Genomic DNA, 13,955 nt, shown 5'->3' on the forward strand with positions numbered 1-13,955 from the left:
TCAATCATCGACATGAAAACATCTATCTGGCCTTGCTAAAATTACTGCGTGAACAGCCGCTTTGATCGCGTTTGCTTCCTAAGACCCTAAGCAAATTTCGCGCGTAAAGTTTTAGCGCCATCGAGTAATAAAAAAGTATCGGCACCTACGCCAAAGAAACTGACGCCTAAAGTGCGGTAATGGGCCACTTGCGAGGGGTCGCCGCAGAGTATGCCGATGGGTTTTCCAGCAGTTTTAATGCAGTTAATGGCCTGTTCAATGGCCTGCTGCACCTCAGGATGATTGGGATTGCCGCGATGTCCAAGGCTTGCGGATAAATCCACCGGGCCGATAAAGACGGCATCGACGCCTTTTACTTCACAAATCGCTGGCAGGTTATTTAATCCGGCTCGGCTTTCCATTTGTACGATTAAGCAGATTTGTTCATCGGCAGCATCCAAATAATCAGAAACGCTGTTCCAACGCGAGGCACGGGCAATCGACGCGCCCACGCCGCGTATGCCGACTGGCGGATAACGCACGGCACGAACCAATTGCTGCGCTTGTTCGGCGCTTTCCACCATCGGGATTAGCAGGGTTTGCGTGCCAATATCTAAAAGCTGTTTGATTAACACGTTATCGCCGACCGCTGGGCGCACAATCGGTTGGCTTGGGTAGGGCGCAATGGCCTGCAATTGAGCGAGCAATTGGCGTAAATCATTGGGCGCGTGTTCGCCGTCCAGTAATAACCAGTCAAAGCCGGTATTGGCGCACAGTTCGGCGGCAATCGGGTCGGCCAAGCCTTGCCACAGGCCGTATTGCACTTCACCGGCAAGCAGCCGTTGTTTAAAGCGGTTTTGTGGAATTTGCATAAAAATACCTCGAAAAAACTCACAAAAACCCAAGAACAGGCGCAAACCTGCTCTTGGGTGAGAAAAGGCTTACTCCCAGCCGCAGATGGCTTTGGTGTCGAGGTATTCTTCAATGCCCCATAAACCGCCTTCGCGGGCGCGGCCAGAATGTTTTACGCCGCCGAAGAAGCACCCTGCGGGCAGGCCGTTGCCGTTGATTTCGACCATGCCGGAGCGCAGCGCACTGGCAACGCGGCGGGCACGTTCGGGGTTTTGCGTCTGCACATAGTTGGTTAGGCCGTAGTCGGTATCGTTGGCCAGTGCAATGGCCTGGTCTTCCGTATCAAAGGGAATAATCGACAGCACCGGGCCGAAGATTTCCTCGCGGAAAATGCGCATTTGCGGGGTGACATCGGCAAACACCGTGGGGCGCACGTAGTAGCCGGTCTCAAAGCCTTGTGGCTTGCCGGTGCCGCCGCAGACCAGCCGCGCGCCTTGGTCGATACCCGATTGAATCAGCGCCTGGATTTTGTCGTACTGAATTTGCGAGACCACCGGCCCGAAGTGGTCGCCTTTTTCCAGCGGTTTGCCCAGCTTGACGTTTTCCGCCACTTGTTTGGCAATGCTGATGGCTTTTTCGTAATAGGAACGCTCAACGAGCATGCGCGAGGGCGCTTCACAGTTTTGCCCGCTGTTGTTGTAGCAATGCAGCAGGCCGCGCTCTACGGCGGCTTCATCGGCATCGGCAAAAATGATATTGGCACCTTTGCCGCCTAATTCCAGAACAACGCGCTTCATGGTTTCGGCGGCATTTTGCGTAATCAGCCGACCGGCGCGGGTGGAGCCGGTAAAGCTAATCATTTCAACGTCTTTATGGCCGGACAGCGCCGTGCCCACGGTCGCGCCCTCGCCGTTAATCAGGTTATACACGCCCGCAGGCAAGCCCGCTTCGTGCATAAACTCGCTCCACAGCAGCGCCGACATCGGCGTGATTTCCGAGGGTTTTAAAATCATCGTGCAACCGGCCAAAAGCGCCGGAATAACTTTCAGCGTGATTTGGTTCATCGGCCAATTCCACGGCGTAATCAGCCCGACCACGCCCATCGAATCGTATTTCAGCCGCCCGCCGCTATCTTTTGTCACCAGCGGCTGCACAAACTCGAAGTTTTTAAAGGCATGGATAAAGTTTTCAATATGATATTGGCCGGACGCGGTTTGTGCCTCCAATGACATATCCAAGGCGCAGCCCACTTCTCGCGACATGGTTTCGGCCATCTCGTTAAAGCGTTTTTTGTAGATGGCGAGGATTTTCTCCACATAAGCCAAACGCTCTTTTGGATTCGTCGCCGCCCAGGCCGGAAACGCTGCTTTAGCCGCCGCAACCGCGTTATTTACGTCCGCCTCATTACCTAAGGCTATGACGGCAAAGGGTTTTTCGGTGGACGGGTCAATGACTTCAAAGTCTTTTCCTTGTTGTGGATTAACCCACGCGCCATTGATATAGAACTGCTTGCCTTGTAGCAAAGTGCTCATAGTGCCTCCTCTTGAGCGGCTTGGGGTTCAAGCCTGATTGTTCATATTTAGAATAAATTGTTCGCATATTGCGCAAAAAATGCTATAGCAGTTTGCCAATAGTTGTCTAGCACCCAGCACTTGACCGCTACCCTTTGCTTTATTGGCAATGAACTACTTGATTAGATTGAATTTTGTCGCTTAACAGATGCCGCAAAACTCATGGTTTGCGCATTTGCAGGTACTGCGTGCCAGTGGCTCTGTCGCAAAGAGGAAAACTGAGGTCGTAAATTACGCTATGCCAAGATTATTCCATTGAATGCCTTTATTTCGTAAAAACCTGTTGCCACTGGCGGCAACATTCGCCTTGTTTTTCCCTTGCTTTTGCAGGTTATGTTTCTCTCTCGCGCTATAGACGCTTGACAGAATCCTCAGAGTCTTTTAGGTTGATAATCGAACGACAAGTTCTTAAATTGAACAAAAATCAACTGGAGGGAACATTCAATGAAATTGTTTGCGTTTAACTTCAACGGGCCTGCGCATTTGTCATCGGGGTTATGGCGGCATCCGCTCGATCGTGGGCATGAATACAAGACGCTCAGCTACTGGCTTGAATACGCCAAGATGCTGGAAAACGCTTGTTTTGACGGGATTTTTTTTGCCGATAACGTTGGCTATCACGACCTGTACCAAGGCAGCGTGGATGGAGCGCTCAAAGATGCGGCGCAAATTCCGGCCAATGACCCGGCCTATCTGATTCCGGCAATGGCGGCAGTGACTAAGCATTTGGGCTTTGGCATTACTTCCAGCACGGCCTATGACCATCCGTACCAAACTGCGCGCAAATTCGCCACGCTTGACCATTTAACCGGCGGGCGCATCGGTTGGAATGTGGTCACGTCTTATGCGGCAAGCGCGGCGCGCAATATCGGCAACGGGGCGGAACTGCCCGGTCACGCCGAACGTTACGCGCGCGCGGAAGAATTTATAGCGGTGATACTCAAACTACTGGAAGGCTCGTGGGAAGACGGTTGTGCGCTGGTCGATAAGACCAATGGTGTGTATATCGATCCGGCGAAAGTGCATGAAATCAAGCATCAAGGCACACACTTCACCGTGCCGGGAATCTTCCTCTGCGAGCCTTCGCCGCAGCGCACGCCGGTGATTTTTCAGGCCGGCGGTTCGTCGCAAGGCGTTGCGATGGCGGCGGCTTCGGCCGAAGCGGTGTTCCTTAATTCGGTCTCCAAAGCCGGTTTAAAAAAACAGGTCGATGCGCTGCATGAAAAAGCCGCCGCGCTCGGACGCAATCCGGCGCATGTGGCGACCGTGCAGCTTGTAACAGTCATCGTGGCGGCCACCGATGCCCAAGCGCAGGAACGCTACGAGCACTATCAAAGTTTGGTTGATTACGAAGGTGCCATGGCGCGTTACAGCGGCTGGGCGGGCTTGGATATGTCCACCTTTGACCCGGACGTACCGTTTAAACACGTGCAGACCAAAGCCGGGCAGTTGATGGTGGATATGTTCTCGAAAATGGATCCGGACAAGGAATGGACACCGCGCGATATTGCGCATTATTTGGGCGTGGGCGGTACCGGCCCGGTCATCGTCGGTGGCCCGGCTAAGGTCGCCGAAGAACTGCAATCCTGGGTCGATGACACCGGCATCAGCGGTTTTAACCTCGCCCACGGCGTGGAGTTTGAGGATATGAAAAATTTCGTCCAATACGCCGTACCGGAACTGCAAAATCGCGGCCTGATGCGCACCCAATACGACGGCTCAACCTTGCGCGAAAGCCTGTTCGGCAAGGGCCGGGCGCGGCTGCCGGATGACCATCCGGGCGCGGCCTATCGCAACGCTTTTAAGGGATAACCGACATGAGTACGACCTTTACCCCGGACGACCAGCGTGCGATTTTCGGCCTGCAACCGACCGGCACCGTCGCCATTACCGGCATGGATGGCGAAGGCAAACCGACCGGTTTTATCGTCGGCACCTTTCAATCGCTGTCGCTGGAACCGCCGCTGGTGACTTTCTGTATCGCCAACACGTCGAGCACTTGGCCGGTACTGCGCAAACAAGGCCGCTTTACCGCCAATATTCTGTCAACCGGCCAACTGGATGCCTGCAAAGCGCTCGGGCGCAAAGGCGAGGATAAGTTTGGCGGACTTGCTTGGCATGAAAGCCATATCGGCACGCCGCGTTTGGATCATTCAGTGGCCTGGGTGGACTGCCATGTGCTGTCTGAAGTGATAGCAGGCGATCACTTTGTCATCGTAGGTTCTGTCGCGGCGATTGAAAAAGGCAGCGGCCAGGCGCTGATTTTCTGCGGACGGCAATTCGGCGAGGCGAAACTGTGGACGGCGAATCAACCACCCGAAGAGCCAATGCTTGCGCGTATCGCCAAGGCTTGGGAGCAGGCCTGGGGGCAGGGCAATACCCAGGCGTTTGAGGAATTGGTCGCCCCCGATTACGTGCGCCATTCCAAAACCGGCGAGCAACTTCATCTGCCCGACATCCTGCGGCAAATTGAGGAATCGCACGCCGCGTTCAGCGATTTCAAGGTCGAAATCCTGCGCGGGATTGAAAAAGATGACCAAGTCGCCCTGCACTGGCGTAGCGAAGGCCGCCACACCGGCCTGTTTATGAACGTCCCGCCCACGCAGCGCGACGTGACCGTCTTTGGCGCGGCTTTCCTCAAGCATAAAGACGGGCGAATAACCGAAGAATGGGTGGTCTGGGATCCACGCGAACTGCTTGCCTCCATGCAGATTTGGCATTTGGGTCATCCGCAGTAAAAAACACGGCGGCAGACCTTAATATTCTGCCGCCGTCAATCGCTCAAGCACCGCAGCGATTGTCTTAAGCGCCTCAAATCCGCCGCGCTCGCCCCAATACAGTGTGATTATTTGTTTATCTGACGCAATTTTGTAGACATCTACAGGCAACTGCTGCAAAAGTGGCAGTAATTGCTTATCCGCGCAAGGTTCGCGCCACTGGTTTTGCCACTGTCCCTGTGCGTCCTGCCAGTAACGCCAGTCTGCTCCTGCCTTTTTGTGGGGAAGCTGATACTGCGCACAGGGACTTTGCGCATGCGCCATCCAGTGCGGCCAGTTTTCTGAAACAAGCTGCATGCCAAGCCCCATCCGTCGCGCGGCCAAACGCAACTGCATACGCTCGCCTTGCTGTTTTTTTGGCAGCAACCAAAGCAAAGGGCTAAGCAGGATGAGCAAAACCAGCGGTATCAACCAAAAAAGCATCAAAACTCCAAGTCCCGCAAGCCGGTGAGGGGAGAGAGCGCAAAGTGGCGGGCAGTTTAGCGGCAAGATCGGGTACTCTTTGCCCTTTTTACGCCTGACCAAAAATCCCAATCGTTGAGGCATGCCCATGATTATTTCCGCCCCTACCGACTACCGCGCGGCTGCCAAACGGCGGTTGCCGCCTTTTTTGTTTCACTACATCGACGGCGCGGCGGGCAGTGAATACACGCATCGGCGCAATGTGGCTGACCTCGAACAAATCGCCCTGCGCCAGCGCGTGCTGAAAAATATGAACGAGCTGGATTTATCTTGCGAACTCATGGGCGAGAAGCTGCCGCTGCCGATGGCTCTGGGGCCGGTGGGGCTGTCTGGCATGTTCGCACGGCGCGGTGAAGTGCAGGCGGCGCGAGCGGCGGCGGTCAAGGGGTTGCCCTATGTGTTGTCTACGCTGTCTGTTTGCCCGATTGAAGAGGTCGCCAGCAGCATTGGTCGGCCAATGTGGTATCAACTTTATGTACTGAAAGACCGCGGCTTTATGCAAAACGTGCTCGACCGTGCCAAAGCAGTCGGTGTCAGCACCTTGGTATTTACCGTCGATATGCCGTTGCCCGGTGCACGCTACCGAGATGCCCATTCAGCCTTGAGCGGGCCTTATGCCGCGCTGCGCCGCGCGGTGCAAGCCGTTTGCCATCCACGTTGGTCTTGGGATGTTGGCCTGCACGGTCGTCCGCACGATTTGGGCAATATTTCACGTTATCGCGGCCAAATCACCGGACTTGAAGACTATATCGGCTGGCTGGCCGCGAATTTTGACCCATCCATTGCCTGGAAGGATTTGGAGTGGATCCGCGCCGCTTGGGACGGGCCGATGTTGCTCAAAGGCATTCTTGACCCCGAAGATGCGCGCGAAGCAGTCGCTTTGGGCGCGGATGGCATCGTCGTCTCCAACCACGGCGGCAGACAGCTCGACGGCGTGCTGTCCAGCGCCCGCGCCCTACCTGCTATTGCTGATGCGGTGGACGGCAAACTTACCATCTTTGCCGATTCCGGCATTCGTAACGGCCTTGACGTACTGCGCATGCTTAGCCTGGGTGCAGACGGCGTACTGCTGGGTCGCGCCTACGCCTATGCGCTGGCCGCCGCCGGTGAAGCTGGCGTACGCAACCTGCTGGAAATACTGGAAAAAGAAATCCGCGTAGCGATGGTACTAAGCGGTGCCAAAACCCTGCGCGAAGCCGGACGGGAATTGCTGGCGGACAGGGCTTTTTGATAGGGAATAAAAAAAAGCAGGGTAATCGGGTGAAGGGCGTCGTTCTCATTCGTGTCGTCTTGAACACGCAGGCGACTACCTGATCGCATGCTCCTGTCCTGCATGTTGAGCCGTCCAAGATGATTAAATGAGAAACAGATCCTATCTCAGGCGCTTTCCCCACGAATGGCGCATGACGAATCGCTTCACTCGATTACACTGCCTGCGCTGCCCGATTGGTGACTTCTTCTGCATCCGCGGCTAAAATACGCGGCTTTATTTTTGCCAACCGCTTTTATTCGCTTTTTGCGCGGCTCGCACGCAAGAACACGCACTCCCTCGCTGCACTTTATTAGGCAGCTTGAACCATCTGAGGATTATCCATGCAAGTTTCCGTTGAAACCACTTCTACCCTTGAGCGCCGCATGAGTGTCAGCGTTCCGGCCGCACGCATTGAAAGCGAGGTCGCCAAACGCCTGCAACAGACCGCGCGTCACGCACGGGTTAACGGCTTTCGCCCGGGCAAGGTGCCGATGGGGATTATCCGCCAGCGTTACGGCAGCGCCGCAAGGCAGGAAGTATTGGGCGATTTGATTGGCAGCAGTCTGCAAGAAGCGCTGATAGAACAAAAAATGCAGCCGGTCGCCTCGCCCGCCATTGCCTTGGAAGGTGCAGAAGAAGGCAAGGATTTGCAGTTTGTGGCGACTTTTGAAGTCTTCCCCGAATTGCAAGTGAAAGGCTTTGAAGCCATTGAAGTAGAACGCCTGCAAGCCGAAGTGAGCGAAGCCGATGTCGATCAGATGCTGGAAGTGCTGCGCAAGCAAGCCACGCATTTCCATGACACCGAACGCGCCGCACAGGACGGCGACCAGCTCGTCATTGATTTTGTTGGCACCATCGAAGGCGAGGCTTTTGACGGTGGCAGCGGCAATGACGTGCGCTTGGTGCTGGGTTCCGGGCAGATGATTGCAGGCTTTGAGGCCGGGCTTATCGGCAGCGGCGTCAATGATGAAAAAACGCTCGATCTGCGCTTCCCTGAGGATTACCACGCCAAGGAACTGGCGGGCAAAGCGGTTTCCTTTAAAGTCACCGTTAAACAAGTCGGTGCGCCGCACGTGCCGGAACTGGATGAACAGTTCTTTGCTCGTTTCGGTGTAAAAGAAGGCGGCATTGATGCCTTCCGTGATGAAGTGCGTAAAAACATGCAGCGTGAACTGCGCTCCTCCATCAAAGCCAAGCTCAAAGCTCAAGTCTTTGACGGCTTGCTTACGAACAATCCGCTGGAAGTGCCCAAGGCATTGGTTGCCGAAGAAGCCAAAAGGCTCACCCTGCAAGCCTTTCAGGAAGCGACCGGCAATTACGAGTTAAAAGCCGACAACCTGCCGCAAGGCATGTTCCAGGACGAAGCGAACCGCCGCGTCGCGCTTGGCTTGATTTTGCGTCAGGCGGTTCAGCAGCTCGAATTAAAACCCGATGAAGAGCGCTTGAAAGCCTTGGTGGAAGAAATGGCCGCCGCCTATCAACAGCCCGAGCAAGTGGTGCGCTGGTACTACCAAAACGAAGCACAGCTTAATGAACTGCGCTCGGCGGTACTGGAAGAGCAACTGGTCGATGCCGTGCTGGAAAAAGCCAAAGTCAGCGAGCGTACGGTGCCTTATGAAGAAGCCATCAAGCGCCCGCAGCCGAAGGCCGAAGAAGCCCCGTCTGCTGAATAATCCACCCGCCTTGGAATTGGGAGAAACGCCTGTGTCACAGTTTTTTACAACGCAAGGCGGCCTTGATATTCAGGCCGCAGGCGGCTTGGTGCCGATGGTCATCGAGCAATCGGCACGTGGTGAACGTGCCTACGATATTTATTCGCGCCTGTTAAAGGAGCGGGTGATTTTTCTGGTCGGCCAGGTCGAGGACTACATGGCCAATCTGGTGGTCGCCCAGCTTTTATTTTTGGAAGCGGAAAACCCCGACAAAGACATTCACCTGTACATTAATTCGCCGGGCGGTTCGGTCACGGCGGGTATGTCGATTTACGACACCATGCAATTTATCAAGCCGGATGTTTCGACGACCTGCATCGGCCAGGCCGCCAGCATGGGTGCACTGCTGCTCGCAGCGGGCGCGCCGGGCAAGCGTTATTGCCTGCCGCACTCAAGGATGATGATTCACCAACCGCTGGGTGGTTTTCAGGGGCAGGCTTCGGATATTGAAATTCACGCGCGTGAAATTTTGACCATCCGCGAGCGGCTGAACCAAATCCTCGCTGACCACTGCAAACAGCAGGTGGAGGTGATTGCCAAAGATACCGACCGCGACAATTTTATGAGCGGTGAAGAAGCAGTGGCCTACGGCCTGATTGACCAAGTGATGAGCCGCCGTCCGCCGAGTGCTCATCTTGACAAGCATTAAAAGAGGCGCAGCAGACCTTGCAAAACGGACATTTTGCCTGCATCTTGCGTTTTACCGCTTTGCCCTGTGGATTACCCCATGACTGATAACCGATACGATGGCAACAACGGGTTGCTCTATTGCTCCTTCTGCGGCAAAAGTCAGCAGGAAGTACGCAAACTGATTGCAGGTCCGGCTGTTTACATCTGTGACGAATGCGTTGGCCTGTGCAATGACATCATCCGCGAGGAACTGGCCGAAGAGCAGGTCGAAACCGCAACCCACGGTCTGCCCTCGCCGCGTGAAATCAGCGCCATTCTTGACCAATACGTGATTGGTCAGGACCGCGCGAAAAAAATCCTCGCGGTCGCGGTGTACAACCACTACAAACGGCTGCACAGCCAAGACAACAAAATGTCTGGCACGGCGACAGAAGACGTCGAGCTGGGCAAGAGCAATATTTTGCTGATAGGTCCTACCGGTTCCGGCAAAACCCTGCTGGCTGAAACCTTGGCGCGGCTACTCAATGTGCCCTTTACCATCGCCGATGCGACCACGCTGACCGAGGCCGGTTACGTCGGCGAGGATGTGGAAAACATCATCCAAAAGCTGCTGCAAAAGTGCGACTACGATGTTGAAAAAGCGCAGATGGGCATTGTCTACATCGACGAAATCGACAAAATCTCGCGTAAAGCTGACAGCGCCTCGATTACCCGCGACGTATCCGGTGAAGGCGTGCAGCAGGCGCTGCTCAAGTTGATTGAAGGCACCGTGGCCTCCATCCCGCAGCAAGGCGGGCGCAAGCATCCCAATCAGGAATATCTGCAAGTCGATACGCGCAATATTTTGTTTATCTGCGGTGGCGCGTTCTCCGGACTGGAAAAACTCATCCAAAACCGCTCGGCTAGCGGCGGCATTGGTTTTTCTGCCGAAGTGCGCAGCCCGCCCGAGCCGGGCAAAAACTTAGGGCCCACGCTGCGCCAGGTTGAGCCGGAGGATTTGGTCAAATTTGGCCTGATTCCTGAATTTGTCGGTCGCCTGCCGGTGATTGCAACGCTCGATGAGCTGGATGAGGCCGCACTGGTCAAAATTCTCGACGAGCCGAAAAATGCACTGACCCGCCAATACACAAGGCTCTTTGAAATGGAAGGCGTAGGCCTTGAGTTTCGCGCCGATGCACTAAACGCCATCGCCCGCAAGGCGCTGGAACGCAAAACCGGTGCGCGTGGTTTACGCTCGATTTTGGAAAACGTGCTGCTCGATACCATGTATGAAATTCCGTCAAAAAACGGTGTCAGCAAAGTGGTCATTGATGAAAGCGTGATTGAAAACGGCGGCAATCCGCTGATGCTCTACGAGGCGGCTGAGCCTGTGAGCAAGGTAGCGCGGTCTGATTAAGCGCTGATAAAAAGGAAGCCTTAAGGCTTCCTTTTTTGTAATCAAAGCCTTGTTTTTTGGCAAATTGCCCTCATATCCTTGCTTGACGCTTTCGTTTCGCTTTCGTTTCGCTTTCGTTTCCCATTGTTTACAAAAGGCCAATCATCGGCATGTTTTTCATCACCCATTACGCTAGAGCGCTTTTGCTCCCCTCGCCCGCTTGCGGGAGAAGGGGTGGGGGAGAGGGTAAAAAACATTGCGTGATGACGCTGATGGTTTACGGCAGCCAGTTGCCAATTGAGGCCCATCCATGAAAACCAAAGTCCTGCCCTTTTTGCCGTTGCGTGATGTGGTGGTTTATCCGCAAATGGTCATCCCGCTGTTTATTGGTCGTGATAAATCGGTACAGGCGCTGGATGAGGCTATGAGCTGCGACAAGCAAATCCTGCTGCTCACCCAACACAGCCCAAGCGATGACGAGCCAAGCGAAGCGACGCTTTATCGGGTAGGCACGGTTGCCACTATTTTGCAAATGCTCAAACTGCAAAATGGCACGCTAAAAGTGCTGGTCGAAGGCGGGCAGCGTGCCGAAGTGCTGCACTTTGCTGACCTTGCCAGTGACTATCAGGCGGAAGTGGCCTTGCTCGATGAGCAAGAACTCGAAGAGCCAACGGCGCAGGAAGCCTTTGTGCGCAGTCTTCGCAGGCAGTTTGAGCAATACGCCGAACAAGGGCGCAAAGTCCCGCGCGAGATACTGGCTTCACTGCACGCGATCGATGAACCCGGCAGGTTGATTGACGCGATGGCAGCGCATATGCCGCTGAAGATTGAGCAAAAGCAAAAAGTTCTGGAAATCAACGATATAGCCGAGCGCGCCCGCCATTTTTTGGGATTGCTCGAAGCGGAAATCGAACTGCTGCAAGTGGAGCAACACATCCGCGGGCACGTTAAAAAGCAAATGGAACGCAACCACCGCGAGTATTACTTGAATGAGCAGATGAAAGCCATTCAAAAAGAACTGGGCAGCGGTGAAGACGGCCATAATGAAGTCGATGCCCTGCAAAAGCGCATCGAACAAGCCGCGCTCAGCCAAGAAGCGAAAAAACGCGCCGAAACCGAGTTGCGCAAACTGCGGCAAATGCCACCGATGTCCGCAGAAACCACCGTGGTGCGCACCTATCTGGATTGGCTGGTGGGCTTGCCTTGGCAGGCGCAAAGCCGTGTGCGCCACGATTTGCCGCGCGCCGAAGCGATATTGGAGGCCGAACACTATGGTCTTAAAGAAGTCAAAGAACGCATCCTCGAATACTTGGCGGTACAAAAGCGCGTCAAAATCGCCAAAGGGCCGGTGCTTTGCTTGGTCGGCCCGCCCGGTGTCGGCAAAACCTCGCTGGCCGAATCCATCGCCCGCGCGACCAACCGTAAATTTGTCCGCATGGCATTAGGCGGCGTGCGCGACGAAGCCGAAATCCGTGGACATCGGCGCACCTACATTGGCTCCATGCCCGGCCGTCTGCTGCAAAAAATGTCCAAAGCGGGCGTGCGCAACCCATTATTTTTGCTGGATGAAATCGACAAAATGGGGCAGGACATGCGTGGCGATCCAGCCTCCGCTTTGCTCGAAGTGCTCGACCCGGAACAAAACCACAGCTTTAACGACCATTATCTGGAAGTGGACTACGACCTGTCCGGCGTGATGTTCCTCTGTACCGCCAACTCCATGAACATCCCACCGGCATTGCTCGACCGCATGGAGATTATCCGCCTGCCCGGATATACCGAAGATGAAAAACAAAACATTGCACTGAAATACCTGCTGCCCAAACAGCTTAAAGAGAGCGGTCTTAAGAAAAGCGAGTTGGCACTTGCGCCAGAGGCCGTGCTCGCCATTATCCGCCACTACACCCGCGAGGCGGGCGTGCGCAGCCTGGAGCGCCAGCTTGCCAAGCTCTGCCGCAAAGTCGTCCGCAAATATGCAGGGGAAAAACAGCTGAAACTCACTTTAAGCGCGGCTGACCTGGAACCGCTACTTGGCGTTAGAAAATATCGCTTTGGCCTTGCCGAACAGGACAACCAAATCGGTCAGGTCAATGGCCTTGCCTGGACGGAAGTCGGCGGCGAGTTGCTTCGTATTGAAGCGGCTGCCGTAGCGGGCAAAGGTCAACTGATTAAAACCGGTTCACTGGGCGATGTGATGGGCGAATCCATTACCGCTGCGCTAACCGTGGTGCGTAGCCGTGCACAGAGCTTGGGACTGGCGGCGGATTTTCAGGAAAAAAACGACATCCACATCCACGTGCCGGAAGGCGCTACGCCAAAAGACGGCCCTTCCGCGGGTATTGGCATGTGCACCGCGCTGGTTTCGGTATTGACGCAAATCCCGGTGCGCGCTGATGTAGCGATGACCGGTGAAATTACCTTGCGCGGTCAAGTACTTGCCATTGGTGGCTTAAAGGAAAAATTGCTCGCCGCGCACCGTGGCGGCATCAAAACCGTCATCATCCCTGAAGAAAACCAGCGCGACCTAAAGGAAATTCCGGAAAATATCCAGCAAAACCTGCAAATAAAAGCGGTTAAATGGATTGACGAAGTCCTGCAGATTGCGTTGCAATACGCGCCGCAGCCTTTGCCTTGCACGACTGCTAACCCTACGGGAAAAAAACCAAGGCAAAAAGACGATGCCCAAGGAGGGAGACAAATCAGTACGCATTGATTGGCCGCTTCCTTAGGCAGTGGTTTTGCGGCCCTTGCTATAAAACAAAGACACCTCCATTTGAAGGGTCTTTTTGGCAAATCAGGCACCCGTTTTGGGCACGGCAAAAGATCAAAATTGAATTTAATCTCAATGAAATAAGGGGAATAACGAGTGAACAAGTCGGAACTGATTGATGCCATTGCTGCATCGGCTGATCTGCCCAAAACGGTAGCCGGACGCGCACTGGATGCCGTGGTTGAATCCATTACCCACGCGCTCAAGGATGGCGACTCTGTCTCCTTGGTCGGCTTTGGTACTTTCTCGGTCAAAGAACGCGCCGCCCGCACCGGGCGCAACCCGCGGACCAAGGAACCGATCCAAATCGCCGCGGCCAAAGTGCCCGGATTTAAACCCGGTAAAACCTTAAAAGATGCAGTCAACTAACCGTTAAATTTGGTTTCTTTGCCTTTTTCTAGCCAAGTTATCGGCTTTATCCGCCCTTGTAAGGATTGGGAAGGTTGCTTGGGTTTACTTGGCAGCAACCAAAGTTTAAGCCAGTTATTTGGCGAGCATAAAGAAAAGGCGCAGTTGATGCGCCTTTTCTGTTTTTCGCTTCATTTGGCCTTAAGTTTTGCGTTTGCTTAAAATCG

At 54.5% G+C, this 13,955-nt stretch carries 11 protein-coding genes; 8 read left to right on the plus strand and 3 right to left on the minus strand.

From position 1 onward, the window contains the following. Positions 1-86: 86 nt before the first annotated feature. Positions 87-851 (minus strand): 4-hydroxy-2-oxoheptanedioate aldolase, encoded by a 765-nt coding sequence (hpaI, locus tag AXE65_RS04910; RefSeq protein ID WP_068389025.1) that lies wholly within the window; start codon positions 849-851, stop codon positions 87-89. Between the two features lie 69 nt (positions 852-920). After that, on the minus strand, positions 921-2,363 hold the full coding sequence (locus tag AXE65_RS04915; RefSeq protein WP_068388899.1) for an aldehyde dehydrogenase family protein: 1,443 nt from the start codon (positions 2,361-2,363) through the stop codon (positions 921-923). A gap of 483 nt (positions 2,364-2,846) precedes the next feature. On the opposite strand from AXE65_RS04915, the gene AXE65_RS04920 reads away from it, so the two are divergent. Both AXE65_RS04920 and AXE65_RS04925 read left to right on the plus strand, forming a co-directional pair. Next, positions 2,847-4,214 (plus strand): LLM class flavin-dependent oxidoreductase, encoded by a 1,368-nt coding sequence (locus AXE65_RS04920; protein WP_068388902.1) that lies wholly within the window; start codon positions 2,847-2,849, stop codon positions 4,212-4,214. A gap of 5 nt (positions 4,215-4,219) precedes the next feature. Further along, positions 4,220-5,140, plus strand: coding sequence for a flavin reductase (locus AXE65_RS04925; protein ID WP_068388905.1), 921 nt, complete (start codon positions 4,220-4,222; stop codon positions 5,138-5,140). An 18-nt stretch (positions 5,141-5,158) separates the two neighbouring features. Here the strand turns inward: AXE65_RS04925 and AXE65_RS04930 are convergent, their stop codons facing one another. After that, a complete protein-coding gene (locus AXE65_RS04930) occupies positions 5,159-5,602 on the minus strand; it encodes a hypothetical protein (protein WP_068388908.1) in 444 nt (147 codons plus the stop codon). 127 nt (positions 5,603-5,729) lie between these two features. Here AXE65_RS04930 and lldD point away from each other — a divergent pair, with 127 nt between their 5' ends. The 6 genes from lldD to AXE65_RS04960 all read left to right on the plus strand — a co-directional run bounded on the left by lldD (position 5,730) and on the right by AXE65_RS04960 (position 13,749). Then, a complete protein-coding gene (gene lldD / locus AXE65_RS04935) occupies positions 5,730-6,872 on the plus strand; it encodes an FMN-dependent L-lactate dehydrogenase LldD (RefSeq protein ID WP_068388911.1) in 1,143 nt (380 codons plus the stop codon). 362 nt (positions 6,873-7,234) lie between these two features. Next, entirely contained in the window at positions 7,235-8,566 is a 1,332-nt protein-coding gene (tig, locus tag AXE65_RS04940) for a trigger factor (protein WP_068388914.1), read from the plus strand. Between the two features lie 31 nt (positions 8,567-8,597). Then, positions 8,598-9,254 carry an ATP-dependent Clp endopeptidase proteolytic subunit ClpP gene (gene clpP / locus AXE65_RS04945; RefSeq protein WP_275574857.1) on the plus strand — a complete coding sequence of 219 codons (657 nt, stop codon included), beginning with the start codon at positions 8,598-8,600 and terminating at the stop codon, positions 9,252-9,254. 78 nt (positions 9,255-9,332) lie between these two features. Then, positions 9,333-10,631, plus strand: coding sequence for an ATP-dependent Clp protease ATP-binding subunit ClpX (gene clpX / locus AXE65_RS04950; protein WP_068388918.1), 1,299 nt, complete (start codon positions 9,333-9,335; stop codon positions 10,629-10,631). A 289-nt stretch (positions 10,632-10,920) separates the two neighbouring features. Beyond that, entirely contained in the window at positions 10,921-13,323 is a 2,403-nt protein-coding gene (lon, locus tag AXE65_RS04955) for an endopeptidase La (RefSeq protein WP_068388921.1), read from the plus strand. A gap of 153 nt (positions 13,324-13,476) precedes the next feature. After that, positions 13,477-13,749: an HU family DNA-binding protein gene (locus AXE65_RS04960; protein ID WP_068388923.1), complete on the plus strand. Its 273-nt coding sequence runs from the start codon at positions 13,477-13,479 to the stop codon at positions 13,747-13,749. Positions 13,750-13,955 lie beyond the last annotated feature (206 nt).

It is taken from the genome of Ventosimonas gracilis, assembly GCF_001580025.1.
Lineage (GTDB): Bacteria > Pseudomonadota > Gammaproteobacteria > Pseudomonadales > Pseudomonadaceae > Ventosimonas > Ventosimonas gracilis.